The sequence below is a fragment of the Nocardia sp. NPDC058058 genome (assembly GCF_042885355.1).
Lineage (GTDB): Bacteria > Actinomycetota > Actinomycetes > Mycobacteriales > Mycobacteriaceae > Nocardia.
Map to the genome: position 1 here is coordinate 830,907 of NZ_JBHVSA010000003.1, position 23,274 is coordinate 854,180.

General features: G+C 65.1%; 27 protein-coding genes. 15 read left to right on the plus strand and 12 right to left on the minus strand.

Going from position 1 to position 23,274, the window contains the following annotated elements; all coding sequences use genetic code 11:
- Positions 1 to 13 precede the first annotated feature (13 nt).
- Complete coding sequence (locus tag ACFVUS_RS27370) at positions 14 to 355, minus strand: STAS domain-containing protein (RefSeq protein WP_387772331.1); 342 nt, start codon at positions 353 to 355, stop codon at positions 14 to 16.
- 153 nt (positions 356 to 508) lie between these two features.
- On the opposite strand from ACFVUS_RS27370, the gene ACFVUS_RS27375 reads away from it, so the two are divergent.
- A complete protein-coding gene (locus tag ACFVUS_RS27375) occupies positions 509 to 1,087 on the plus strand; it encodes a hypothetical protein (protein ID WP_387772334.1) in 579 nt (192 codons plus the stop codon).
- A gap of 7 nt (positions 1,088 to 1,094) precedes the next feature.
- On the opposite strand, the gene ACFVUS_RS27380 is transcribed toward ACFVUS_RS27375, so the two are convergent.
- Positions 1,095 to 1,424 carry a plasmid stabilization protein gene (locus ACFVUS_RS27380; protein WP_387772337.1) on the minus strand — a complete coding sequence of 110 codons (330 nt, stop codon included), beginning with the start codon at positions 1,422 to 1,424 and terminating at the stop codon, positions 1,095 to 1,097.
- A gap of 126 nt (positions 1,425 to 1,550) precedes the next feature.
- Between ACFVUS_RS27380 and ACFVUS_RS27385 the strand changes: the two genes are divergently transcribed.
- Positions 1,551 to 2,048: a DUF6328 family protein gene (locus ACFVUS_RS27385; RefSeq protein WP_387772340.1), complete on the plus strand. Its 498-nt coding sequence runs from the start codon at positions 1,551 to 1,553 to the stop codon at positions 2,046 to 2,048.
- Between the two features lies 1 nt (position 2,049).
- Here ACFVUS_RS27385 and ACFVUS_RS27390 read toward each other — a convergent pair whose 3' ends face one another.
- Positions 2,050 to 3,234 (minus strand): AI-2E family transporter, encoded by a 1,185-nt coding sequence (locus ACFVUS_RS27390; protein ID WP_387772343.1) that lies wholly within the window; start codon positions 3,232 to 3,234, stop codon positions 2,050 to 2,052.
- A gap of 34 nt (positions 3,235 to 3,268) precedes the next feature.
- Positions 3,269 to 3,682 carry a low affinity iron permease family protein gene (locus ACFVUS_RS27395; protein WP_387772346.1) on the minus strand — a complete coding sequence of 138 codons (414 nt, stop codon included), beginning with the start codon at positions 3,680 to 3,682 and terminating at the stop codon, positions 3,269 to 3,271.
- 167 nt (positions 3,683 to 3,849) lie between these two features.
- On the opposite strand from ACFVUS_RS27395, the gene ACFVUS_RS27400 reads away from it, so the two are divergent.
- Both ACFVUS_RS27400 and ACFVUS_RS27405 read left to right on the plus strand, forming a co-directional pair.
- Positions 3,850 to 4,254 carry a hypothetical protein gene (locus tag ACFVUS_RS27400; RefSeq protein WP_387772349.1) on the plus strand — a complete coding sequence of 135 codons (405 nt, stop codon included), beginning with the start codon at positions 3,850 to 3,852 and terminating at the stop codon, positions 4,252 to 4,254.
- Positions 4,255 to 4,351: 97 nt separating this feature from the next.
- Complete coding sequence (locus ACFVUS_RS27405; protein ID WP_387772352.1) at positions 4,352 to 5,185, plus strand: SigB/SigF/SigG family RNA polymerase sigma factor; 834 nt, start codon at positions 4,352 to 4,354, stop codon at positions 5,183 to 5,185.
- Here the strand turns inward: ACFVUS_RS27405 and ACFVUS_RS27410 are convergent.
- From ACFVUS_RS27410 to ACFVUS_RS27420, 3 genes are all read right to left on the minus strand, one after another.
- Complete coding sequence (locus ACFVUS_RS27410) at positions 5,163 to 5,867, minus strand: PAS and ANTAR domain-containing protein (RefSeq protein WP_387772355.1); 705 nt, start codon at positions 5,865 to 5,867, stop codon at positions 5,163 to 5,165. The two genes, ACFVUS_RS27405 and ACFVUS_RS27410, sit on opposite strands and share 23 nt — an antisense overlap.
- Before the next feature lie 29 nt (positions 5,868 to 5,896).
- Positions 5,897 to 6,286: an ATP-binding protein gene (locus tag ACFVUS_RS27415; protein WP_387772357.1), complete on the minus strand. Its 390-nt coding sequence runs from the start codon at positions 6,284 to 6,286 to the stop codon at positions 5,897 to 5,899.
- Positions 6,287 to 6,785: 499 nt separating this feature from the next.
- Entirely contained in the window at positions 6,786 to 7,238 is a 453-nt protein-coding gene (locus ACFVUS_RS27420) for a hypothetical protein (RefSeq protein WP_387772360.1), read from the minus strand.
- 206 nt (positions 7,239 to 7,444) lie between these two features.
- On the opposite strand from ACFVUS_RS27420, the gene ACFVUS_RS27425 reads away from it, so the two are divergent.
- Genes ACFVUS_RS27425 through ACFVUS_RS27435 form a run of 3 tightly spaced genes read left to right on the plus strand, consistent with a single transcriptional unit; the run spans position 7,445 to position 9,806 of the window.
- Positions 7,445 to 8,581 carry a YbdK family carboxylate-amine ligase gene (locus ACFVUS_RS27425; RefSeq protein WP_387772363.1) on the plus strand — a complete coding sequence of 379 codons (1,137 nt, stop codon included), beginning with the start codon at positions 7,445 to 7,447 and terminating at the stop codon, positions 8,579 to 8,581.
- Positions 8,578 to 9,636 carry an iron-containing redox enzyme family protein gene (locus tag ACFVUS_RS27430; RefSeq protein WP_387772366.1) on the plus strand — a complete coding sequence of 353 codons (1,059 nt, stop codon included), beginning with the start codon at positions 8,578 to 8,580 and terminating at the stop codon, positions 9,634 to 9,636. Before ACFVUS_RS27425 ends, ACFVUS_RS27430 begins: the two co-directional genes overlap by 4 nt.
- Positions 9,591 to 9,806 carry a CDGSH iron-sulfur domain-containing protein gene (locus tag ACFVUS_RS27435; RefSeq protein ID WP_387772369.1) on the plus strand — a complete coding sequence of 72 codons (216 nt, stop codon included), beginning with the start codon at positions 9,591 to 9,593 and terminating at the stop codon, positions 9,804 to 9,806. Before ACFVUS_RS27430 ends, ACFVUS_RS27435 begins: the two co-directional genes overlap by 46 nt.
- Before the next feature lie 3 nt (positions 9,807 to 9,809).
- Here ACFVUS_RS27435 and ACFVUS_RS27440 read toward each other — a convergent pair whose 3' ends face one another.
- Positions 9,810 to 11,258 carry a cytosine permease gene (locus ACFVUS_RS27440; protein WP_387772372.1) on the minus strand — a complete coding sequence of 483 codons (1,449 nt, stop codon included), beginning with the start codon at positions 11,256 to 11,258 and terminating at the stop codon, positions 9,810 to 9,812.
- Positions 11,259 to 11,364: 106 nt separating this feature from the next.
- On the opposite strand from ACFVUS_RS27440, the gene ACFVUS_RS27445 reads away from it, so the two are divergent.
- A complete protein-coding gene (locus ACFVUS_RS27445) occupies positions 11,365 to 12,936 on the plus strand; it encodes a PucR family transcriptional regulator ligand-binding domain-containing protein (RefSeq protein WP_387772375.1) in 1,572 nt (523 codons plus the stop codon).
- A 103-nt stretch (positions 12,937 to 13,039) separates the two neighbouring features.
- On the opposite strand, the gene ACFVUS_RS27450 is transcribed toward ACFVUS_RS27445, so the two are convergent.
- Positions 13,040 to 13,591: a CGNR zinc finger domain-containing protein gene (locus ACFVUS_RS27450; RefSeq protein ID WP_387772378.1), complete on the minus strand. Its 552-nt coding sequence runs from the start codon at positions 13,589 to 13,591 to the stop codon at positions 13,040 to 13,042.
- A 93-nt stretch (positions 13,592 to 13,684) separates the two neighbouring features.
- Here ACFVUS_RS27450 and ACFVUS_RS27455 point away from each other — a divergent pair, with 93 nt between their 5' ends.
- From ACFVUS_RS27455 to ACFVUS_RS27465, 3 genes are read left to right on the plus strand one after another with little or no spacing between them, the layout of a single operon-like run.
- Entirely contained in the window at positions 13,685 to 14,779 is a 1,095-nt protein-coding gene (locus ACFVUS_RS27455; RefSeq protein ID WP_387772381.1) for an AMP-binding protein, read from the plus strand.
- Positions 14,779 to 16,197, plus strand: a complete 1,419-nt coding sequence (locus ACFVUS_RS27460; RefSeq protein ID WP_387772384.1) for an aldehyde dehydrogenase family protein — start codon at positions 14,779 to 14,781, stop codon at positions 16,195 to 16,197. The genes ACFVUS_RS27455 and ACFVUS_RS27460 overlap by 1 nt, the downstream gene beginning before the upstream one ends.
- A gap of 1 nt (position 16,198) precedes the next feature.
- Positions 16,199 to 16,510, plus strand: a complete 312-nt coding sequence (locus ACFVUS_RS27465) for a VOC family protein (protein ID WP_387772387.1) — start codon at positions 16,199 to 16,201, stop codon at positions 16,508 to 16,510.
- Between the two features lie 21 nt (positions 16,511 to 16,531).
- Here ACFVUS_RS27465 and ACFVUS_RS27470 read toward each other — a convergent pair whose 3' ends face one another.
- From ACFVUS_RS27470 to ACFVUS_RS27480, 3 genes are read right to left on the minus strand one after another with little or no spacing between them, the layout of a single operon-like run.
- On the minus strand, positions 16,532 to 16,897 hold the full coding sequence (locus tag ACFVUS_RS27470; protein WP_387772390.1) for a VOC family protein: 366 nt from the start codon (positions 16,895 to 16,897) through the stop codon (positions 16,532 to 16,534).
- On the minus strand, positions 16,848 to 17,216 hold the full coding sequence (locus ACFVUS_RS27475) for a hypothetical protein (RefSeq protein WP_387772393.1): 369 nt from the start codon (positions 17,214 to 17,216) through the stop codon (positions 16,848 to 16,850). The genes ACFVUS_RS27470 and ACFVUS_RS27475 overlap by 50 nt, the downstream gene beginning before the upstream one ends.
- 27 nt (positions 17,217 to 17,243) lie before the next feature.
- On the minus strand, positions 17,244 to 17,525 hold the full coding sequence (locus ACFVUS_RS27480) for a DUF4242 domain-containing protein (protein WP_387772396.1): 282 nt from the start codon (positions 17,523 to 17,525) through the stop codon (positions 17,244 to 17,246).
- A 116-nt stretch (positions 17,526 to 17,641) separates the two neighbouring features.
- Here ACFVUS_RS27480 and ACFVUS_RS27485 point away from each other — a divergent pair, with 116 nt between their 5' ends.
- The 4 genes from ACFVUS_RS27485 (at position 17,642) to ACFVUS_RS27500 (ending at position 23,264) form a co-directional block, all read left to right on the plus strand.
- Entirely contained in the window at positions 17,642 to 20,218 is a 2,577-nt protein-coding gene (locus ACFVUS_RS27485) for an ATP-binding protein (protein WP_387772399.1), read from the plus strand.
- Between the two features lie 235 nt (positions 20,219 to 20,453).
- Positions 20,454 to 21,215, plus strand: a complete 762-nt coding sequence (locus tag ACFVUS_RS27490; protein ID WP_387772402.1) for a trypsin-like serine peptidase — start codon at positions 20,454 to 20,456, stop codon at positions 21,213 to 21,215.
- An 83-nt stretch (positions 21,216 to 21,298) separates the two neighbouring features.
- Positions 21,299 to 22,513 (plus strand): hypothetical protein, encoded by a 1,215-nt coding sequence (locus ACFVUS_RS27495; protein WP_387772405.1) that lies wholly within the window; start codon positions 21,299 to 21,301, stop codon positions 22,511 to 22,513.
- Positions 22,497 to 23,264 (plus strand): hypothetical protein, encoded by a 768-nt coding sequence (locus tag ACFVUS_RS27500; RefSeq protein WP_387772408.1) that lies wholly within the window; start codon positions 22,497 to 22,499, stop codon positions 23,262 to 23,264. Before ACFVUS_RS27495 ends, ACFVUS_RS27500 begins: the two co-directional genes overlap by 17 nt.
- Positions 23,265 to 23,274 lie beyond the last annotated feature (10 nt).

Sequence of the window (23,274 nt, forward strand, 5' to 3'; positions counted from 1 at the left end):
GAATCGAGTAGCGCTAGGCGTTCAGCGCCTGCGCGGTGGTGCCGTAGAGGTCGAGCAGCTCATTGATCCCGGTCAGCTCGATGGGCCGTCGCGCCGCCTCGGAAACGACTATCCGAAGTTCCTTTCCGACGGCGGCCTCGGCGACCCGCACGAGCACGCTGAGCCCGGCCGAGCCGAAGAATCCCACCTCGGACAGGTCCACCACAATCCTGGATTGATCGGTAGCCAGCGCATCGCTGATGGCTGTCAAAAGTATTGGCGCCGACACCATATCGACCTCGCCCGCCACGGCCACGACGATCGCCGCTTGCTCGATGCGGGTGTGCACGGTCAGCTCTGGCGCTTGGCTGCTCAACTCATTGCCCCTGGTTCGAAATCGCCGCGACCACACCGCGCGGATCCTGAATCCCACTGGCAGGTCACCCTATCGGCAATCCGGAACTTGGCAAAGAACTCATGGATTCGGGCCGGAACGTTTGAATCCACCCAAATCGGGAACGTAGCCGCCATGCCCAGTAACAGTGTCATCGATGCGCCCGCTCCATGCGCCCAGGTCGGGGATCTGTATGGATCGAGCCGTTCCGGCTGGACCGAGTCGGCGCAATTGCGCCTCGACGCGGACGGTCGCGGTGGCGAACTACTGGTCGTGCTGGCCGCACCCGAGCGGGCCGAGATCACCGCGATCGAGTCCGGCCGCGCGGACTTCGCGTGGGTGAACAGCCCGCATCTGGCGCTGGTGGCGTTCCGCTTCGATCAGGGCATCGATTGGTCGGACTTCCCGTACACACCGCATCGTGCGGAGCATCCGGGCGGTATCGCGATCGACGACGAGCCGAGCGAGCTGCTGTTGCGCGTGGTCCTCGTCGACGCCGACACCGGTCTCGTGCGCGCGGTCCGCGAACTGTGCTGGCCCCCGCACTTCGCGCAGGTGGCGCGCACCTGCGCCGCGCGACTGTGGGATGCCCCGTTCAGCGAGCGAGCCGCCGATCAGGACCAGGACCTGCTGTACACCCGCTACCGGACCACGGCCGATATGGTGCGCCGCCGCGCCGATGCCAGCTGCGTGGGGATGTCCACCCGATTCTGACCGAACCTCAGCCCTTACCCAGCGCCTTCGCCAGCTGCGCCTTCGTCATTGTGGAGCGCCCCTTGATATTTCGCTGCCGAGCCTCGTTATAGAGCTGATCCCGCGTCAGTCCTTTGGGCCCGTTGCGCCCGGACCGCTGCCCACCACGTTCCTGCGGCGACTTTCCCTGCAACGACGTCCGGCTAGCGGTCTTCGTCTGCCCCGCCCGAGCCCGATTCTTATTGACCGTGCGAGCCGCGATCTCCTCGGCACGCTCGGGCTTCTCCCCTCTATCTTCCGCGGAATCCCTGATGTGCTCGTACTGACGTTCCTGCTTCCCGGTCCATTCCTTGGGCATGATGTCCCTCCTGAGCTGAGCCGTATCTGACCGCCATACCCACGCCATCGACCCGCAAACCCGCCTGCGCTCCCGGATTGCCTGACCGCGGCGCGGGTATCCGGCTGGGGTGTGAGGAGGTTCGCCATGTCCGATATCCCGTCGGCCGGTGCGCAGGCCGGGGATGGTCGCAATGAGACCGAAGTCGAACGGCTGGACCGCAATTGGAACAGTTTGATGCAGGAATTGCGGGTCGTGCAGACCGGTGTTCAGTTGCTGACCGGGTTGTTGCTGACCCTGCCGTTCCAAGCCCGCTTCGCCGAGTTGTCGCATGCTATGAAGTTGCTGTACCTGCTGATCGCGGCGACATCGATCGCGGCGACGGTCTGCCTGATCGCCCCGGTGGCCGCGCATCGAGTGCTGTTCCGGCGGCATCGGATCGGCAGTGTGGTGGTGACGGCGCACCGCTATGCCCTGGCCGGGCTCGGACTGCTGGGCATAGCGCTGACCGGGGTCGCCATCTTGATCTTCGATACCGTGGCGGGTGCGGTCTGGGCGAGTGCGGCCGGGGTGTGCTTCGGACTGCTGTTCATCGTGGCCTGGGTCGTGCATCCGTGGTGGCAGCGTGGCGGAAATCGGTTGTGAATCAAGCGGATTGCTTGGTCAGTTCGACCTTGGGCTTATCCAGTCGAGGGATGAGCAATTCCTCGACCAGCAGCAGTACGCTCGCGGCGATCGGGATGGCGAGTAGTGCGCCGAGGACGCCCAGGACCGAGCCGCCGATCAGTACCGCCACGACGGTGACGACCGCGGGTACCTGGACGGTGCGTCCCATGATGCGGGGCACCAGCAGATAGTCCTCGACGGCGCGCAGCACCAGGAAGAATGCCACCGTCGCAATGCAGACGGGGAGTGAAACCGTCAGTGCGACAAGGGCTATCGCGATTCCGGCGAGGGTCGAACCGATCAGGGGGATCAGATCCAGGACGGCCACGAGCACCGCGAGCACCAAGGGGAATGGCACCCCGAACACCGACAGCCAGATGAAGGTCAGTACTCCGGTGATCACCGAGATCAAGAGATTTCCCAGGACGTATCCGCCGACCTTGGCGAAGATCGCGTCGCCGATCAGGATCGCGCGGGGGCGGCGCTCGTGCGGGAACAGGCGATACAGGTTGGCGCGCAATGCGGGAAAGTTGGCCGAGAAGTACGCCGTGAGCACCGCGACGATGACGGTGCCGGTCACCGCCCCGAAGACCACCTTGCCCGCACCGAGTAGTCCCTGCGACAGTTTCTCCAGGTCAGCGCCGGTGCCCTGCTGCACCTTCTGGTCGAGGTGGAATCGATCGGAAACATTGTGGATCACCGGATAACGATCCTCGAGATGGCGCAGCGTATCGGGTGCGTGATGCACCAGCGCCTGGCCCTGATCGATCAACGGTGTGATCGCCGCCCACAGGAATCCGGCCAATCCGGCGAGCACCAGCGCGAATATCAAGGTCACCGCGAATGCTCGCCGCAGGCCATGACGCACCAGCCACGACACCGCCGGTTCCATTCCGATGGCCAGGAACAACGCGGCCACCACGAGCAGCAATGCCTGATGCGCCGCGAGCACGATCTGCACCGCGGCCACGGTGACCAATACTCCCGCCGCGGCGTGCAGTCCGGTCATGAACGGCGATCGCCGATCGAAACGACGCCCCGGCGTACCCAGCGGATGCTGGTCGCTGGCCAGCGCGGCGGCGTCCTTCTCCGCCGCCGAGATGGGCGCGGGGTCGTCCGAGCGCGGCTGACCGACCCAATCGTTGTGCTGCCCTTCGTCGTTCATAACCGGACCGAGGTGCGGGAGTGCCGAGCGATCATCATTTGTCCTGATGCCGCGAACCCTCGCGGCGTTCGAGGCCGACGGCGTCGGCGAGTTCGGCGCGGTGCCGCTGGAGTTCGGGATATTCGGTGCTGAGCTCACCCATGAAGTCCGCGAGCGCGTCGGCGATGGCATTGAGCTTCTGCTGTAGTGCGGCATCGCTGCGGCTCTGGGTGTTCTGCAACAGCGCCACCAGCAGGAATGTGATGATCGTCGTCGCGGTATTGATCACCAGCTGCCAGGTGTCCACGCTCGGCAGGACCACGATGGAGGGCACCCACACCACGACCAGCACCACGCAGAAGACGAAGAATCCTGCGCGGGAGGCGAATTCGCTGGCTTTGGTGGCGAATCGATCGAAGACCGAGAGCCGCTCCCCGCGTTCGTCCGCCGTACCGGGCCTGTGGTCCACGTGTGCTCCTTCGTCTTCGAATACAGCCGATCGCTCGGGCGATACCACCGTTGACGCGGGGTAAACCGTCACGGCGCGGCGCGCGTCAGGCCGCGTAAGTCGCCGACTCCGGGGTATAGCGAGCGCAGGCCGGCAGACGGCCGTTCTCATACCGAAGGCGAAATATCATGCGGCGCAGTGTGATCGCACTCTTGCTCGGCTTTGTCGCGGTGGCCGTCCCGGCCTGTGACGGTACCGACGGTCCCGGCTTCCCGTCGACCTCGAACACCACACCGGCGGGTGAATCCGCTTCCGGCACTTCGGATGTGATCATTCCGCCGAAGAATTCCCGATCGGTCTCGGTTCCTTCCGCGATCTCACCGTCGGCGCTACGCCGCAAGGTCTGCGAGGACCTGCTGCCCAAGCTCCAACAGACCCGGGACCAATCCGGTCAGCCCGGGGTCGACAAGGCGGTAGCGGATGCCATCGCCGCCTATCCCACCACCGCGGATTGGTCGGTATTCACTCCCGAACAGCAGCAGGCATCGATCAATGGCGCGCAGGATGCGGGAACGGGGAAGTGTTCCACCTAGCCCGGTGGGTTCGGACCAGGCCGATGGGGGCATACTGAAAGGGTCGAGTCGGTCCAGAAGTGTGCCTGCGCGGCGACCTCTGACGCAGGAGACCGTTATGGCCGCGTCGATTTCTGCCACTCATTCCCCGGCGTCCACCGGTCCACCCGGTTCGCGCCGCGACAGTTACGACAATCTGGAGCCATTGTTCGAGACCCTGTCCGAACTCGCTCCCGAGGACGCCCGCCGCACCAGGGTCCGCGAGGACATTCTGTGCCGCGCATTGCCGCTGGCCGAGCACATCGCCCGTCGCTTCACCGGGCGCGGTCAGGAGTACGACGATCTGCTGCAAACCGCTCGGGTCGGATTGATCAAGGCCGTGGACGGTTTCGATCCGCGGCACGGCGCGACCTTCCTCGGCTATGCGGTGCCGACCATCATGGGCGAGGTGCGCAGGCATTTTCGCGATCGGACGTGGGCGGTGCGAGTCAGCCGCACGGTCAAGGAGGTTCATGTCCGTATCGGACCGGCCACCGAAATCCTGGCCCAGCGGCTGGGCCGGATGCCGACCGCCCGTGAGCTCGCCGCCGAATTGGATGTCGAGCTGAGCGAGGTCACCCTGGCCTTGATCGCGGCTAATTGCTACACCACCCAGTCCCTGGACACCGCTCCCGATGACGACGAATCCTCGAGCGCGTATTCGCTGGCCGCGCAATTGGGTCGGCTCGAGCCGAGTTACGAACTGCTCGAGAACGCGATGTCGGTCGGTCCATTGCTCGCCGCACTGCCGGAGCGGGAGCGGCAAATCCTGGTGTGGCGCTACTTCGGCATGATGACCCAGAGTGAGATCGCTGCCCGGCTCGGTATTTCGCAAATGCAGGTCTCACGCGTGCTGACCCGCACCCTGGCGATGTTGCGCAGCGAGGTGCTCAGTGAGCCGGTGCCGACTTAGCAGCGCTGGAATCGGGAATCCGAGTGTGCATGGTCAGCAGGATGTGATCGAACACCGCGGCCGTCGACGGCGGCGCTTCGGGCACCATGGACAGTTCGGCGAGCAGTTGTGTCGCCAGCAGTCGCAATTTGGTGTTGGTTTCCTGCGACCGCCACATCAGCACCTTGAACGCGTGGTCGGCGCTGATGCGATACATGCGCATGAGCACCCCTTTGGCCTGTTCGATTTCGGCGCGGGCTTCGAGCAGATCGGGCAGGGTCGCGTCGAGCGTTTCGCGTTCGAACGCCGCGCGGGTCTCACCGAGATCGATGTAGTAACCGGCCGATCCGACCGGCGTGCCGTCATCGGCGACAATGTAATCCGCGACCACCATGACGGTGTGCTCGCCGCCGCTGGTGTCGATGAATCGATGGCGGCTCGAGAATGGAATCCCCTGATCGATCGATCGTGCGATCGCGTCCGCGACGTGTTCGCGATCGTCGGGATGTTTGTGGGCCAGCAGCAAATCGGTGGTCGGTTCGATCTCGCCGGGCGTGTATCCGTGCATCCGATACACCTCGGGTGACCATTCCCAGCGCCGGGTGGCGAACCAGAATCGGAAGCTTCCCGCCGTGGGTGGATTCGTTCCCGCGTCATCGCCGGGAGCGGTCCCGGCGGCGGTCAAATCCAACGGTTCGGTCACTCTCCGATTATCGCCCTATCGGACCCGGATCAATCGGGAAGTATGGGCAGCCAGTCCCGGCTGCGCGTGAATCGCACCTGTGTCGGGTAGCCGGATGCGCGGTGGTCGAAGGGACCCACATCGGTATTCAGGTCATCAGTGATGGCTTGGAGCAAATGCCATCCCATGCTCGCGACCCGGAACGCGGCATCGGTTTCCGCCACCGAGTTGATGCGTACTTCGATCGATAGTTCGTCATAGGTGAACTCACAACTGAGTTCGGTTCCCGGCACGCGATGCGAAACCAGCGCGGTAGCCACCTCATCGAGGGCGACCCGAATATCGGTCACCATGCTGACATCGAAATCAGCGGTCAGGCATACGGTTTCGGCGAGCGCCCGCAGCATGATGAGCTGCGACGCTTCAGCCGGAACTCGCACCCCGATGGTATGTCCATGCGCATCCGCTACCGAATGACGTTCGGAAGCGCCACCTTCGGAGGAAACGATCCGTAGATGCGAGCCGCCGGTACGACTCGGTTTCCCGTTCCTATTGCTGCGTTGGGTTCGTGGTAACCCGGTCATCATCCTTTGCCCCCGGAATCTGGTCGACAGTGATCTGTATCCGATCTTCAATTGGGTCTGAATCAGATCTACCCGGCAATGCCCGCCAGAAACGTGAGCATTGCGACGATGCGACTTCCCAGCTACGCACCATCGGCTGGATCGGGTTCGTCACGGGGCGGCAGTATCGGTTCCGCGCTTTCGGGATGTCCCTGTTCGATGCGGCGACCACGGGCGAGTTCGGCACAACCGTCGATCTACCGGGTCCGATCGCAGACTTTCGCAACCGTCATACCCGCGTGCATGCATGTCAATCACGCCGAATGGTGTGGAGTTTCGGGTCCATAGGCGAAGGGCTGGCCGGATTTCTCAGCGATCAGGGGATGGGGCGATCGGTTGAGCACACCTGCCAGCCCTCGGCGGCGCGCTCGAGCATGAAGCTCACCTGCTGTGGGCCCGTCGCGGTTGAAATACGTAGTTCGGTATCGGCGATGGCGCTTTGATCGGTGATCTCCACGCCGGTGAATCGCTCGAGGTGGATCGTGCGGCCCTGTCCGGGGCCCTGCCACCAGACCACCAGGTCGACGAGGGGGCCGAAATCGCGGTAGTCCTCGGCGATCGCGCCGCATGCCGTGTTGCGCAGCGTTGTCAGATCACCGCTGTTCCTGGCATCGATGTGCCGGGTAACCGCCTGCTCGATCGCTGATCGGGTGTCATCGACAGGTGCGGTATCCGCGTGAGCCGGGACCCCGCCGAGGCATATCGCGATCAGCACCGCGGCCGAGACCAGCGCCGCATGCGGCCTCGTGAGTCGATCCAGACCGAGCATGACAACTCCTTATCGGCTGATGAGCATCATCGATATCGGCGAACGCACGCGTGCTGAGTGGTATGGGAGGTGTAGCTCCGGCTTCAGGATACGTACCGGTCCGGATGGAACATCGCGGTGCCCGATGCACAGGGGGCGAGTCCGTTTCCAAGATCGGTGTGGGGGTACTGCCGGGTAACAGCCCTGCGGCGGAAAGAGCGATGCTGATGCGAGCTATACGCACGGTGGGTTTCGAGGAAGAGTTCCTGCTGGTCGGCCCCGAGGGTGAGGTGCTGGCGAGTTCGGGTGCGGTGCTGAGTTGGCTGCATGCGAACCTCGATGCGAGTGCGGCCGCGCGGTTCAAGCCCGAACTACAGCTGGTTCAGGTGGAGGCGGTCAGCGAGGTTCATACCGATATGTCGGGACTGCGCGACGATGTGGTCTTCGCGCGAGAGCAGTTGGCGGCGGCGGGTGATGCCTGCGAGGTCGCGGTGCTGCCGATCGGGACCGCGCCGCTGGACTGGCATCCGCCGACCGAAGCGGCGATCCCCGGTCGATACGCGCGCATTCACGATCGATTCGAAGCGATGATGCGCGGATACACCGCGTGTGGCGCGCATGTTCATGTCGGTGTGGAATCGCCGGATCTCGCTGTCGCGGTGGTGAATCATCTGCGGCCCTGGCTGCCGACTTTGATTGCGCTGGGCGCGAATTCGCCATTTCATGGGGGCCGCGATACCGGGTTCGCGTCCTGGCGGGTTGCCGAGCAGAGCCGGTTTCCCGGTTTCGGGCTGCCGCCGTTCGCGCGGTCGGCCGACGACTACGACGATCGGATCGCGGTGCTGATCGACTGCGGTGTCCTGGTGGATGACCACATGTCCTTCTGGCTGGCTCGTCCTTCGGACGCCTACCCGACCGTGGAGATCCGAGCGGTCGACGCCTGCGCGTCGGTCGATGACGCGATATTGCAAGCTGTGCTGTCGCGCGGTCTGGTGCAGACCGCGCTGGGTCAGCTTGCCGCCGGAATCGAGGGCCCGCGATTCGACGCACAGCTCGGCGCGGCCGCGGTGTGGTCGGCGGCGCGCTATGGGCTGGACGGTCCCGCGGTCGACCCGGTCCAGGAGATCCGCGTCCCCGCGATCCATCTGCTCGATCGGTTGCTCGACTGGATCACCCCCGGCCTCGAGGAGCTCGGGGATATGAACATGGCGCGCGGTCTGCTCAATCGCGTGCGCCGAATGGGCACCGGTGCCGACCGACAGCGGGTGGCAGCACGTTCGGGCCTCGCCGGTGTAGTCGATCTACTCCGGCTGGAGGGTTCGGCCGTGCCGGAGCCGCTGGTCGCCGGCGGGACTCTCTCATGACCGACCTTCCCGAACCCAGAGGTGAACTGTCCCAACAACTTATCGACCTGCTGCGCGAGAGGCCCGAGCCCGATGCCGATGCGGTTACGCACCTGCTGCGGATCATCGACGCCGCACCGCCGTACGGCGATGATCTACAGCTGGCGCTGCACACCTGCTACGAATTGCATTACCAGGGTTTCGAACTCGTCGATCCCCGCTGGGAATGGGATCCCGATCTCCTACGGGTGCGCGCCGCCATGGAGCAGCGGTTTCTCACCGCATTGCGGAATGAGGTCCCGGGCGGAGTCGATATCGATGCTGAACTCGACGCGCTGCTGATCGAATCGGACCAGAGCATCGGCCGATATCTCGCCGAAGAAGGCGAATCATGGCAGCTGCGTGAGTTTTTCGTGCATCGCTCGATCTACCACCACAAGGAGGCCGACCCGCACGCCTGGGTGATCCCGCGTTTGCGCGGGGATGCCAAGGCCGCACTCGTCGCGGTGGAATTCGACGAGTTCGGTGGTGGGCGCGGCGATCGCATGCACGCTCGCCTGTACGCGGATCTACTCACCGGTGCCGGGCTGAATCCGAGCTACCTGCACTATCTCGACGCGGTTCCGGCTCCCATGCTCGCGCTGGTGAATATGATGTCGCTCTTCGGTTTACACCGTGACCTGCGCGGAGCACTGGTCGGACAGCTCGCCGCCGCCGAGATCACCTCGGCCCCGGCGGCGCGGCGCATGCTCGCCGTGCTGGCCCGCCTCGAGCCCGACCCGGCATGTTCGCGGTTCTACGCCGAGCATGTGGAGGCCGATGCGGTGCACGAGCAGGTCATGCGCCGCGAGGTGGTCGGCAATCTGCTTACGGGCGAACCCGAGTTGACTGCCTCGGTGGTGTTCGGGATCCAGGCGACGAATCTGCTCGAGGACCGCTTCAGTCAGCATGTGCTGCAACAGAATTGGCTCTCGGGACGCCGCTCGCTGCGGCGTCCCGAGATGGATGTGGAGAGGGCGGGTGAGGCATCGTGGCAACCGAATCGGATGCTGCTCGATACCGTCGTGTCACGCTGACCCGTGAGGGACCGGCGCTGATCGAAGGCCCGGTGGAAGTGGTGACCGATGACGGCACCGTCGTCCGCTCGGACCGCTTCGTTGTCGCATTATGCCTGTGCAGGAGGTCGCGAACCTACCCGTTGTGCGACACCAGCCACCGCAAACGGCGCAGACGGACCGAAACTTAGCTGTCACGTGATGTTTTGAGGGTGGTGTGATTGTATGCGCCGTGCCGAAATTGCCGTCATGAGGAGGGCGTAAATTCCACCGGCAACGAAACCTCCTGAGAGCCAAGAGAAGTCGGTATTTCCCAGCGCTCGTGCGACCGGACCCTGCATCGCGGGCACCAATCCGTACTGCCAACTCCATCCGGCGAGCAGACCGGCGGCGAGGCTCACCAGTCCGGGAATGTTGAAGCCGCCGAAAGCCGAGGAAGCGGGTTCGCGATACAGGTCCGGGATCGACAGCGCGCGGCGGTGAATCAGGAAATAGTCCACCAGCAGGATCGACATCCACGGACTGATCCACATCAGAATCGAGACCATCCAATTGTCGAACGCGTGCGCGAAACTGGTGGCGTTGATGAAGACCGCGAGCACCAGCGAGGCGATCACGCCGGCAAACAGCGTGACTTTCCATCGCGCGATGCGAATGCCGATCGTCAACGCCGCGAGCGAACACGAGTACAGGTTGAGAATGTTGGTCGCGATCGGGCCGTGCATGATCAGTAGCAGTACGGGGATGGCCAAGACGCCGAAGGTGCCGACGACCACCGTCGAGGGATCCGCGCTACCGCCCGCGCTCGCCAGGCATGCTCCGAGTGCGGCCAGCCATACCGTCGGAATGTACATACCGGTCGCCGAAGCCCAGAACACCTTGCGCGCGGACAGATTCGGGCGAACGAAGCGACTATAGTCGGCGGCGTAGGGAATCCAGGTCAGTCCCCATCCGATGCCGATGGCGGTGATGAGTTGCGTTATTGCAGTGAGCTTTTCGCCGGGGGTGTCGGTGACGGAGGTGGACCAGTTCAGATGCGTGCGTCCCAGCGCGAGCACCGTCATCACCACCATGACCGCGATCGTCAGCGGCACGGTGTACTTCTCGAATGTGCGGATGGCATAGAACCCGTATAGCGCCAACCCCAGCTGCACCGCCATAATCACCGCTGCCACAACGATTCTCAGTCCGAGCCCGCCGCTGATGCCGAGCTGATCCAATACGGCCAGCACCAGGTCCAGCACCACCCAGGTATTCACCCCCACCCAAGCCATGGTCAGCAGACCCTGCACGATCGCGGGCAGCGCCGCGCCTTTGATGCCGAACGCCGAGCGCCCCAGCACCATCTGGTTGACCGCGGTGCGATGGCCGATCACATTGAACAGCCCGAATATGGCGCAGCCGAACAGGTTTCCGACCCCGACCACGATCAGGGTTTCGAGCAGACTCAACCCGAGGGTGATTCCGAGCGCACCGAGCACCCAGTTGATCGGGGCGATATTCGCACCGCACCAGATCCAGAACAGCTCCCACGGCGAGCAGTCCCGTTCGTGATCGGGGATGGGCAGGACGCCGTGTTCATCGAAGCGCACCCCGGTCTCGGCGGGCGCGGTGCGTTCGGTGGTGTCGGGAGGTTGGGACATAGCCGCATTCCTTTGTTGTGAGGTACCTCATAACAGCAGTGCGGAAGCCCCGAAAGGGATGGAGGTTCATCCACCAACGCCACATCGGTTCTGTACATTCGACTAGATGTTGACCATCAGCCGACTCGTCGCCGATCCCGCTCTGGGCCTGCGCGTGGTGACACCGGAACTCGCCGACGCGCTGAACGCGGAGATCCACTGGCTGCACACCACCGAACTCGCCGACCCGTCCCCGTACGTGCGCCCGGGCGAGCTGGTGCTGACCAATGGCCTTTGGCAATCGCAGGTATCGCTCGATCTGTTTGTGGCCGCGGTCGCCCGCGCCGGGGCCGCCGGTCTGGTGTTCGGCCTCACCGCACAAACTCCGGTGCTGCCCGAAGAGCTTGTCGGACTGTGTCTTTCACACGATCTTCCCCTCGTGGAGCTCTGCATCGGTGTGCCCTTCGCCGCCCTGACCCGCGCCGCCGCCGCGATCCAGAACGAGGTACTGCAAGCCGAACTGACCGCGACTGTCCATCGCGGCGATGCCCTGGCAACCGCACTCTCGCGCGGCAGCGGAGCGGCGGGCGTACTCGAAATCCTGCGCGGCGAAACAGAATTGCCGCTCCTGGTGGTGGATCGCAAGGGCCGTCGCCTGGCCTCGATCGGCTGCGAGCCGACCGACGAACAGGTTCGCCTGGCCGCCGCCGCCCTCAACCGCATCCCGCCCCCACTCGAAGTCGATCTGCTCGGCACCGGCCCCGCCGCGCTGTACTTGATCGAGGGCGCGATGGGCGAGATCGACGCGGGTCTGTACTGCCTGGAACCGTCGGCATCCCTGTCCGCCGCCGATCAGGAAGCGCTGGCGCAAGCCGCCCGCTTCCTGAGCCTGGAAGTCACCAAACAGCAAGCGATCCACGCCATCGAAGCCCGTTTCGCCGCAGAGCTTTTGGAGATGATCCTGTCCGGCCCCCGCAGCAGCGCCGAGGTGATCCGCCGCCTGCGCGCCTACGGCGTCCCCCCGGATCGCCCACTGGCAGTACTGGTTTCAGCCCCCGTCCCCACCCCCGGCACCACGGCCCAACCCGACGACATCGCCCACGCGGTAGGTGCCTTCTTCGCCGCCCACGGCATCCCCGCCTTCACCGCCGCGGGCAGCCGCGACGTAGTCTCCATCTGCCTCTGGGAACGCTCCCCCGAAGACCTCACCCGCTTCGCCCGCGACCTCGCCACCGAAACCACCAGACGTTCCCCCACCCCCCGCACGGTAATCGGCATAGGCGACATCACCCCCGCCCCCGCCCTACGCGACTCCCTCGTCCGAGCCCGGGAAGTCTGCCAGGTCCTCCGCACCCAACCATCCCCCGACATCGCCACCTTCGCGGACACAGCCACCTTCCGAATGCTCCTCGGCCTCCTGGATCCCCAAGTCCGCCAACGCTTCTCGGACCAAATCCTCACCCCCATCCGCGACCACGACACCCGCTCCCACACCGACCTGGAACACACCCTCCGCACCTTCCTCGCCCACAACGGCCAATGGGCAACCACCGCCACCGCCCTCCACGTCCACGTAAACACCCTCCGCAACCGCATAACCCGCATAACCGACCTAACCGGCCGCAACATAAACCACCTCGAAGACACCATCGACCTCTACCTAGCCCTGACCGCCGAATCCCTCGACACCCCACTGTGAGCGAACCGGTTGGCAGGCAACGGATTATCCGACTCAATCGATGATCGTCACGAATTCGTGGAAGCTCTCAGCGCTGCGTGATCTCGGTCTCGGGTGGGGACGGTTACCCATTACGTTGGCGGTGGCGGCGGACGCGTTCGCGGTTGGCGCAGCCTCGGTCGGGGCAGTAGCGCATGGAGTTGTTCTTGGTGGTGTCGGCGTAGTAGCGGTGGCAGTCGCGGGCGGAGCAGAGGCGGATGCGGTCGGGGCCGCGGGCGATGAGGAAGCCCATGAGGGCGGCGGCGGCTTCGGCGGCGATGTGACGCCAGGCGGTGCTGGCGGGGGTGTGGAAGTCGATGTGCCAGGGGAGACCGTCGTGGTTGGTGAGGCGGGGGGTGGCGCCGGCTTCGGCGGCGACGTGGTTGAGGAGTGGGGCGGCGCGGTCGGGGGAGGGGTCGCGGACCGCGCGCAGGAGGTGGGGGCGGATGCGGCGCAGGTGTGGGAGGTCGTCGTCGGAGATCTGTATTCCGGTGGCGCCGTGGGCACGTAGTAGTCGGTCGACGGCGGCGGGGGAGTCCAGGGTTTCGGTACCGGCGATCTCGGGATCGCTGTTCGCCAGGGCGAGCGCCAGCCCGATTCCCCACCATTTGTAATGGTCTATCCGCACTACATCCATGTCGACAAGGGTAGCGGCTTGCTCGTAGCGTCCTCGGTGAAGGAGCCGACATCCCGCGCCGGTTCCGGATCTACTTGTGAGGGAAGGAATTTCATGGACATCGCTACGAACGCCCGTCGCCGCTACCTCGACGAGGTGAACTGGCCCGAGCAGGTTGCCTATACCGAGCACATTCAGCGCGCGATCGACTTCCATTTCTCCCCCGAGACAGGCTCGGACTTCTGGATCGAGAAGTCGAAGTCGTTCGACTTCCGCCTGAGCGATATCCGGACGCGCGCGGATCTGCTGCGCTTTCCGGATGTGAGCGCCGAATGGCGCACGGTTCCGGTAAACGTCCTCGTGCCACGAGCCATGCGCCGCAATGGGATTCAACCCTCGATCTTCGAGAGCGGCGGCACCACGGGCGCGCCGAAGCGGATCATCGATGCCGTCCAGTGGGAGAAGACCTCGGTGTGGACGGCCGATCGGCTGCGCGCACTCGGTGCACCCGTCGATGACGGCGGCATGATGTTCCTCGGCCCCACCGGGCCGCACGTGGTCGGATACAGCAATACCGTGATGGCCAGGCGGCTCGGTCTGGAACTGTTCTGCATCGATCTCGATCCCAGATTCGTACGGCTGGCCTTGCAGCGCGGTCATGATCAGGTTGCCGAGCTGTATGTCGAACATGTTGTGCAACAAGCACATTGGATACTGGAATCGCAGGATGTGCGACTCGTCTATCTGACCCCGCCGATCTTCGCCGCACTGGCGACGCGGCCCGAGGTCGCCGAATTGTTCCGGAAGAAGGTGCGTTTCGCGGTCTGGGGCAGCACCTCGATGAACCCGGACACCCTGGCCCTGCTGCATGAGGTCTTCCCGGATACGACAATCATCGGCGGATACGGCAACACCATGATGGGATCGGCGCTCGAGATTCCCGCGGCCGAGTACGAATTGCCAACGTTCCAAGCGTATTTCCCGTACACGGCGTGGTCGGTGCTCGACGAACACCGCGAACAGGTCGAGTACGGCGAGCGCGGTCTCATCGCGATCCATGTGCTGACCCCGGAAGTGTTCCTGCCGGTCAGCTATGAACGCGACGAAGCGACCCGAATCCGGTTCGACGGTGCGGAGGGTACCGATCTGGTGCAGAACGTGCAGCCCCTGCCCGTCGCCGGTGCCGCCGTCATCGAGGGGGTCTACTGATGGACGGTTACCGAATCTCGCCGTTGATCGACGGCAATTACCGGCCCGCCCACACCGGCGAACCGATCCACACCGTGCGCGGCGAGAGCATCGGCAGACTCGACTTCGCCTCGGACCTGCTGGCCGGACTGACCATGAACCGATTGCGTGCCGCCCGCCCGCAACCATTGGCGACACGGCTGCGGGTGATCACGGACGCGGCCCGTCGAATCGCCGAAGACACGGTCGACGGTCTCACACCCATCGCATACGCGCGGGCGCAATCGGCGACCTCGGGCACCCCGCTCGCGGTCGTCACCGGATTCCTGGAGCAGGTGCGACCCGCGGCCCAGCAGGTGGCCGAGATCGTTTCCGAGGAGCTGACCCCGCAGCACTACGGCCCCGACCGCCGCGTCACGGTCAGCGTGCATCGGCGCGGTGAGCTCGTGACAGTGCTCTCACCCGCGAATCACCCTGGCGTGCATGTGGTTCTGTTCGAGCTGGTTGCCCTCGGTTACAAGATCATCGTCCGCCCTTCGCGCCGTGACCCGTTCACCCCCGCGCGGATAGTCCGGGCCTTGATCGACGCCGGTTTGGCCGAAGACACCATCGCGCTCCTGCCGAGCACGCACGAGGACGCCCATCGGCTCGTTCAAGGTTCGGACCGAGCCGTGGTCTACGGCGGCCCGGATATCGCACGCCGCTACGAGAACCGTCCCGATGTTCTCGTTCAGGGCCCCGGAAACTCGAAGGTCCTGGAATTACCTGGCGCAGACCACAATCAGCTCACCGACCTGCTGATCACTTCCATCGCGGACGGTGGCGGCGGCCAATGCCTCAACGCCAGCGCCGCCCTGGTCGCCGATCCGGCCGCTCAGATGCACACCGTCGCAGCAGCTTTGGACCTCCTGACGATCGGCCGCCCCGACGACGCCACCACTCAACTCCCGGTATTCCCCCTCGCCCAAGCCCGCAGCCTGGCTGAACTCGCCGCCACCGTGCACGGCGGCCAACCCGGCGACCACCTCGTCGACCTCGCCGACGGCTCCGCCGCCCTGCGCCCGGTCATCTCGATCGCCCCACCCGAAGAACCTTTGCGCGCAACCGAACTCCCATTCCCCGCCCTCCGCCTGCACCCCACAACCCTCGACCTCGATCCCGCCGGTCTCGGCCGCACGCTATCGCTAGCCATCCTCGGCGGCACACCCGACCAAACCACCGCCTACTTGGCCGCCAACAACATTCGCAACGTCTTCACCAACGGGACGCCCACTACCAACTTCACCCCCGGCGCACCCCACGACGGCTCCATCATCGACCACCTCACCGAACGAAAAACCTCGAATCATCCACCAGCCGATGGGGGTTCACAGCCATCCCGCAGGCGATACTTGTCGGATGGGGAACCGATGGGTCGGAGTGACAATCGATTGCGTTGATGTGGAACGGGTCGCCGGTTTCTGGAGTGCGCTGCTCGATCGCGAGCGGGGTCCGTCCGAGCCCGGGTGGGTCTACCTCGGTCTGCCGGGTGATCAGCTGCCGCGCTTGGTCTTTCAACCCGTGGCCGAACCGAAGGACGGCAAGGTGCGGCTGCACCTCGATATCGCCGTGGACGACATCGGCCAGGGCATCGCGCAGGTCATCGCACTCGGCGGCAGGCCCACCGGCGAACGGCACGATTACGACGCAGGGGTGGTGGTCGTGATGGCCGATCCCGAGGAGCACGAATTCTGCCTGGTGCAGTACTACTGATCCGACAACGCATCGGGGCGCTCAATCGAGGCAGAACTCGTTGCCTTCGATGTCCTGCATCACCAGGCACGATTCGTTGATGCCGTCGGCGCGCAACAGCTGCACACGGACCGCGCCGAGTGCGACCAGCCGCGCGCATTCGGTCTCGAGTGCTTCCAGCCGCTCGTCACCGATGAGCCCGGTCCCGACCCGCACGTCGAGATGCACCCGATTCTTGACCACCTTGCTCTCGGGAACGCGCTGGAAATACAGCCGCGGCCCCACCCCCGAGGGATCGACACAGGACCGACCCTGGTGCTCGTATCCCAATACCTCACTCCAGAAACGAGCGACGCGTTCAGGATCCGCGCAGTCGAAGGTGACCTGAACCTGTTTGACCGATGGCATCGGTCAAACCTAAAGGCAACGGCGAATCTTCTCCAGATTTCGGCTCGTCCGGGGTCGAAACGAAGACGACGTAGCGCAGGTACCAGATGAGCATCAGGGCCGAGCTGATCGTGTGGAACAGGTGCAGTGCCCAGATCGGCCCCGGGGGCAGGTCCAGCACGTACACCATGTAGACCAGGTTGCCGATGTTGGCCAGGGCGATATTGGCCGGGCTGTACGAGCGCACATCCCTGGTGCGTCGCGCTTTGACCAGCATCGGCAGCGTGCTGGAGGCGAAAACCGCGCTCGCGACCGCACCCGCGATGACGGGAACCTCCATGATCGAACTCTCCTGGGAATGTGTGGGTCAGTGGGCGTTGGCGGCGGTGTGCGGGCCGAATTCGTCGGCGATCACCGTGACGAGATTCGCCGGGAAGCCGCCGCGGCGGGCATGTTCGCGGATGGCGTCCTCGTCCTCGGCCTCGTGCAGGCAGTAGAGCTTGTCGCCCGCGACATAGGTGGTGATCCAGCGATACGGCACACCCAGTGAAGACATTGCGGCATTGGACTTTTCGGCGATTACCGCCAGTTCGGCGGGGGTGAGGTCTTCCGCTCCGGGAATCTCTCGTTCGATGAGGAAGCGCTTCATGATTCGTTCTCCTATCCGGTCCGACGCTGTCGCGTTCGGTGACCTCTACGCTCGGCCATGCGGGAACGAAATTCATGGGGATCGATTCCCTATCTTGGGCCGGTAACATCCCCCAGGTGAGGCTGACCGAGCGGGAGAACGAACTGGCAGAGCTCGGTGCCCGGGCGGACCGAGCGCGTACCGGACAGGGCGGGGCCGTGATGGTGCGCGGCGAATCCGGTGCGGGTAAGACCGCCTTCGTCGAGACCTTCCTGGACAGCTGGTGCGCCGATGAGCGTGTGCTGTGGGGAGCCTGCGATCCGCTGTCCACGCCGCGCCCGCTCGGACCGCTGCACGATCTCGCGGATCGTTTCGATGACAGCACCCGCACGTTGCTGCGCAACGGCGACCAGTCCTATGACATCTTCGCCGCGGTCTTCGACGCCTTGCGCGATGTCCCCGCGGTGCTGGTGGTGGATGATCTGCACTGGGCCGATCAGGGCACCATCGATCTGTTCCGATTCCTGTTGCGCCGCATAGCGAATACCCGCCTACTGCTGATCGGGATAGCGCGTGACGACGAAGTGGGCATCACCCATCCGCTGCGCGGACTGCTCGGCGATATCGCGCGGTCCCCGCACGCCCGTACGCTCATCGTGCCGCCGCTGAGCCTGGCGGCGGTGACGACGCTGGCGGGAGATCGGCCCGTCGATCCCGCGTGGCTGCATCGGGTCACCGGCGGGAACGCCTTCTTCGTCTGCGAAATGCTTGACCATCACACCGGTGAACTGCCCACCACCGTGCGCGATGCCATCCTGGCTCGCGCCGCCGGATTGGACACCGCCGCTTGGGATCTGCTGCACCTGCTGACCTGCGCACCCGGTGCCATCGCGGATCATCTGCTCACCGATCTCGGTGTCACGCTGCCCGCGCTGCGCACACTCGATGACGCCAAGCTCATCAAACGCGATAATCGCGGGGTGGCCTTCCGGCACGACCTGTGCCGACTCGCGGTCACCAGTGTCATCCCGCCCGGCGCGGAGCCGAGTCTGCATCGCCGGTTCATCGAAGCCCATTACGCGACAGCGCAACCCGATCCCGCCGTGATCACCCATCACGCGGTGGGGGCGGGTGATCGCGCGCTGATCACCGAAGCCGCCGCACAGGCGGGGCATGCCGCGGCGCGTTCGGGTGCGCACACCCAGGCGACCGAATTCTTCCGTCTCGCATTGGAAGACCGCGATCTGCCGCAGCCGATCGAAGCTGAACTGCTCGAAGCGCTGGCCGACGAGTACTACCTGATCGATCGCCTCGATGACGCGATCATCGTGTGCCGCAACGCAATGCGCCTGCGTGAGGCGATGCGCTCGAACGCGGCGGTGAGCGCCGACCATCACGCCCTGGCGGTCTATGAGTGGTACAACTCGAATCGCGTGGTGGCGGACACCCATGCGGCCGCGGCGCTCTCGGTATTGGACGGGGCTGCCGAACCGGTGACCCGGGTGCGGGTCGGCTACGCGTTCGCACTCCAGGCCTTCCTGGCCGTCCAGTCCAGCGAACTGGGCACCGCCACCGCGCTGCTCGCCCGCGCCCGCGAAATCGCCGCCACCGCAGGCGATCCGCTGCTGAGCGTGCGGGTCGAGATCATCGAGGGTTTCTGTGGTGTGCTCGCCGGCGAGCCGATCGCCCGCGAATCGCTGCTGCGCCTGCTCTCCACCGGTCCGCGGCACATCAACGAAATCTATTCCAGCGGTTACACGAACCTGTCGTACTTCGACGTCGAACAGCGCCGACTCGGAGCCGCCACCGAACTGCTCGACACCTGCCTACCCTTGATGATCGAGCACGATCTCCCCGTTTGCCATGTCGTACAACTGGGTTCGCGCAGCCGCCTCAAACTCCTCACCGGTGATTGGCAGGGCGCGCTGATCGACGCCGACACGGTGCTGGACAGTCCCAGCGCTCCGCTGGCACGCGGCTGGCCGCTGCTGATCCGCGCCATTGTCGCCCTGCGCCGCGACGGCGACGACGGCCGCGGAATCGACCACGCCTGGGAACTTGCCTGCCGCTACGGCGAACCGGTTCGTATGCTCCCGGTGGCGGCGGCGATTGTCGAAAAGTCTTGGCTGACGGGCAATCCCGACAATCGAATCGAGCAGTGCCGAGCATTGCTCGACGCCGCGCCCACGCTCGGATTGGAATGGGCGCGTGGCGAATTGGCCACCTGGCTGCGACGAATCGGTACCCCCGTCGACAGCGATTCGCTGGCCGAACCGTATCGCCTGCTCGCGGCCGGACAGTACGACTCCGCCGCCGCGGCCTTCGAAACCCTGTGCACCCCTTACGATATGGCACTCGCCCTGGCCGACTCGGGCGAAACGGCCTCCGCCCGCCGCGCCCTGGACATCCTCGACCGGCTCGGCGCGCACGCGGTTGCCGCCAAGATCCGCTACGACCTGAGGTCGACCGGTGCTCGCGATATCCCAGCACCCCGGCGAGGCACCACGCTGGCCAACCCGATGGGCTTGACCACCCGCCAGATCGAGGTGCTGCGCCTACTCGACACCGGCCTCACCAATGCCGAACTGGCTGAGCGGCTGTACCTTTCGGTGAAGACCGTGGATCACCACGTATCCGCCATCCTGGCCAAACTCCAGGTCGCCAATCGTCGCGACGCGGTACGCCGGGCCAGGGAATCCGGACTGCTGTCTTGATCGTGCGGGCTACAGCCCTTGGTTCGAGGTGGCGCACGCGCCCGCACTCGCGGGAATTCCGCGCCCGATGGTGCACCACAGTATGCGGAACAAATCGTTCTTGCCCGACCCGGCATTGAGGATGCTGCTCCCGGTCGCGGTGCTTCCGGTTGGGGAGCTGCCGGTTTCGGCGAAGCCCGCGGTGGCGGGACCGCAAATACCGCGATTTCGCCCGCGGTTCGCTACCGTGCTTGGGGTGCAACGGATAACGGCTCTCGTGTGTGGGATTCTGCTCGGCTTCGCGGTGCCGCAGGCGGCGCACGCGGAGGCACCGGCCGCGTATGAGGTCGAGACGGTGCCCGCGGCCGGGGCGCTGTTCTATCCCAGCGTCTCGGGGGTGGGGCCGCGTATCGGCGCACCGCATTTCTGTTCGGCGAGTGTGGTCGCCTCACCGTCGCATGATCTGCTGGCGACCGCCGCGCACTGTGTGCTCGGACCCGGAGCCCTCATCGAATTCGCGCCACTGCTGCACAATGCCGAACTGCCGCAGGGTGTTTGGACGGTGACGAGCATGTATATCGACCCGGCGTGGCAGGAATCCTTCGACCCGCGTCATGACTTGGCGATTCTGCGAGTCGCCCCGCGCGACGGCAAGAAGATCGAGGACGTGGTGCCGGGCTTGCCGCTCGGTACGCCGCAGTCGGGTGCGCCGGTCACGGTCAGCGGTTACCCCATGGGCAGCCGCGGCCGGCCCCTCACCTGCACCGCGCCTCTGGAAACCGCTCCGGACGGTTCCGCGCTGCACTGCACCGGTTTCGGGGAGGGCACCAGCGGCGGTCCCTGGGTCCAGAACGGTCAGCTCGTCGGTGTGATCGGCGGACCGGAACAGGGCGGCTGCACCCCCGACGTGGAATACAGCTCGCCGTTCGGACCCGACACCCAATCCCTGCTCGCTCGCGCCGTGGCGGGCGGCAAAGGTGATGTGCTCCCGCTCGGCTTCGCCGCCAATCGCTGCTGAATCGCGACGGTCGGTCCTAACTCGGTGGCGCTACGACCTCGGCTGCGGCTATTTTCGGAGGCGCTGTAGGGGAGGATGGCCAGATGCACACGACCGAAGCTCGAATCGATGACACGGGCAATATCTTGGTTGCGCCCGAGGCATTGCGGGAGAACGCCTTGGTCGGGGAGTTCTTCGGGTCCGTGCTCACACCGGCGGAGTTCGCCAGCGGTGCAGGCGATCTCGCGGAGAAGACCGTCTACGTGTGCGGTGATGCGGCGGAGATCGATGACCGCCACCTGCGCGCGGCGGGACGCGTTTTCGTCATTCGGGAGCTGTCGCACGGTTTTCGGGAGAACGGCGACGAATCGTGGGCCTTCATCGACCTCGGCCGGGTTCCGATCCACGTGCACGAGGCCGGGGTGCTGTATCGCCGCTTCTTCGATCTCGGTGCCGACCACTTCGGGCGAATCCAGGCGGAGCACGAATTCCAGTCGCTGACCGAGTCGACCAAGCCCGGGACCGCCCACCGGAGCGGCATCTATCTGACCCCGGTCACCCGCCGAGGCACGGACCTGCACTTCCGGTTACTGCGCTGCTCCACGAACCTCTCGGGCCCGACCGAGACCTTCCGCGCCACCGATACGAGCATCGTCGAGGCGCTGAATCGTGCGGCCGCCGGCATTTTCGAAGGCCATGCACCGCTCAATCATGTGCTGGCACAGATCTATCACAACACCCGGGCCACGCCCGAACGCAAGCAATCCAAAGCGAAGATCTCGGCGCACGCCGACAAGACCAAGGATATGCCCGTCAACGGCATCATGGCCTTCTGCACGTTCTATGACGGGCTGGACAAGCTGCGGCCCATGGCCGGAGACGCGTTCGACCTCGGTGTGAAGAACGCCAGCGGGCTGACGAGTCTGCGTTTCCGCCTGAAGGATTCGGTCGAAGAGCGTGACGGACTGCCCGCAACATTCACCGTGACCCTCTATCCCGGTTCGGTGTTCTTCATGCCGCTGTCCACCAACCGCCTGTACACCCACGAGATCCGGCCCTCGATGCTGGACGCGGAGCTGTTGCCGACCCGCCTGGGATATGTGGTGCGCTGCTCGAACACCGAAGCCGTGCACAAGGACGGCCGGACCTTCCTCGCCCGGGACGGCGAGCTGGTGGAGCTCGGTCCTCCCACCGAGGACGGCATGGACGAGCTGCGCGGACTGTATGCCGAGGAGAACCGCACCGCATCCTTCATCGACTACGGCGATCGCTTTCTGTTCAGCATGAACACGGGAGACTACGTTGCTCCCCGAGCCTAGATTCCGCGACGAGATCGCCTCGTACACACTGCCTTCCGACCGGGATCTGTTCGCCGAACTCTCCGCGTCGGTGCTGTGGGAGGAGTTGGGCAAGGGCCGTCGCGGAGCCACGCTCGTCAAAACCGATGCGGCGGGCGGTATTCCGCTCGTCCGCACGACCACCCGATACGCCAGCCCGGCCCAGCGCTTCCGATCGGTGCACGAGGTGCTGGCACAACAGATTCAGGCTCGGGCGGACCTCCCGTTTGCATTCAACAACGCCCTCATCGAGACGTACACCAACGCCTACGCCACCATGGGCAGCCATTCGGACCAGGCCCTCGACCTGGCCAATGACTCCTTCATCGCCGTGTTCTCATGCTATCGGCACCCCGAACCCGACCCGCCGAGAAAACTGATCGTCGCACCCAAGGGATCCACCGAACAGCTCGAAATCCCCTTGGCCCACAACGGAGTTGTCGTCCTCTCCACCGCCGCGAATCGCCGACTCGAGCACAAGATCGTGCTGGAACCGTCCGCCCGCGCGGCGGAGAACGACTGGCTGGGCGTGACCTTCCGGACCTCGAAGACCGTCATCCACTTCCGCGAGGGACACCCGTACCTGCCGCAGGACATACCCCTCACCCTCGCCGACGACGACCAGCAGCGTGAGTTCTTCCAACTCCGCCGCCGCGAGAACAACGAAACCGATTTCACCTACCCGCCACTGACCTGCACCGTCAGCGCGAGCGACCTGGTCCCGCCCGTCTGAACTGTGCCAC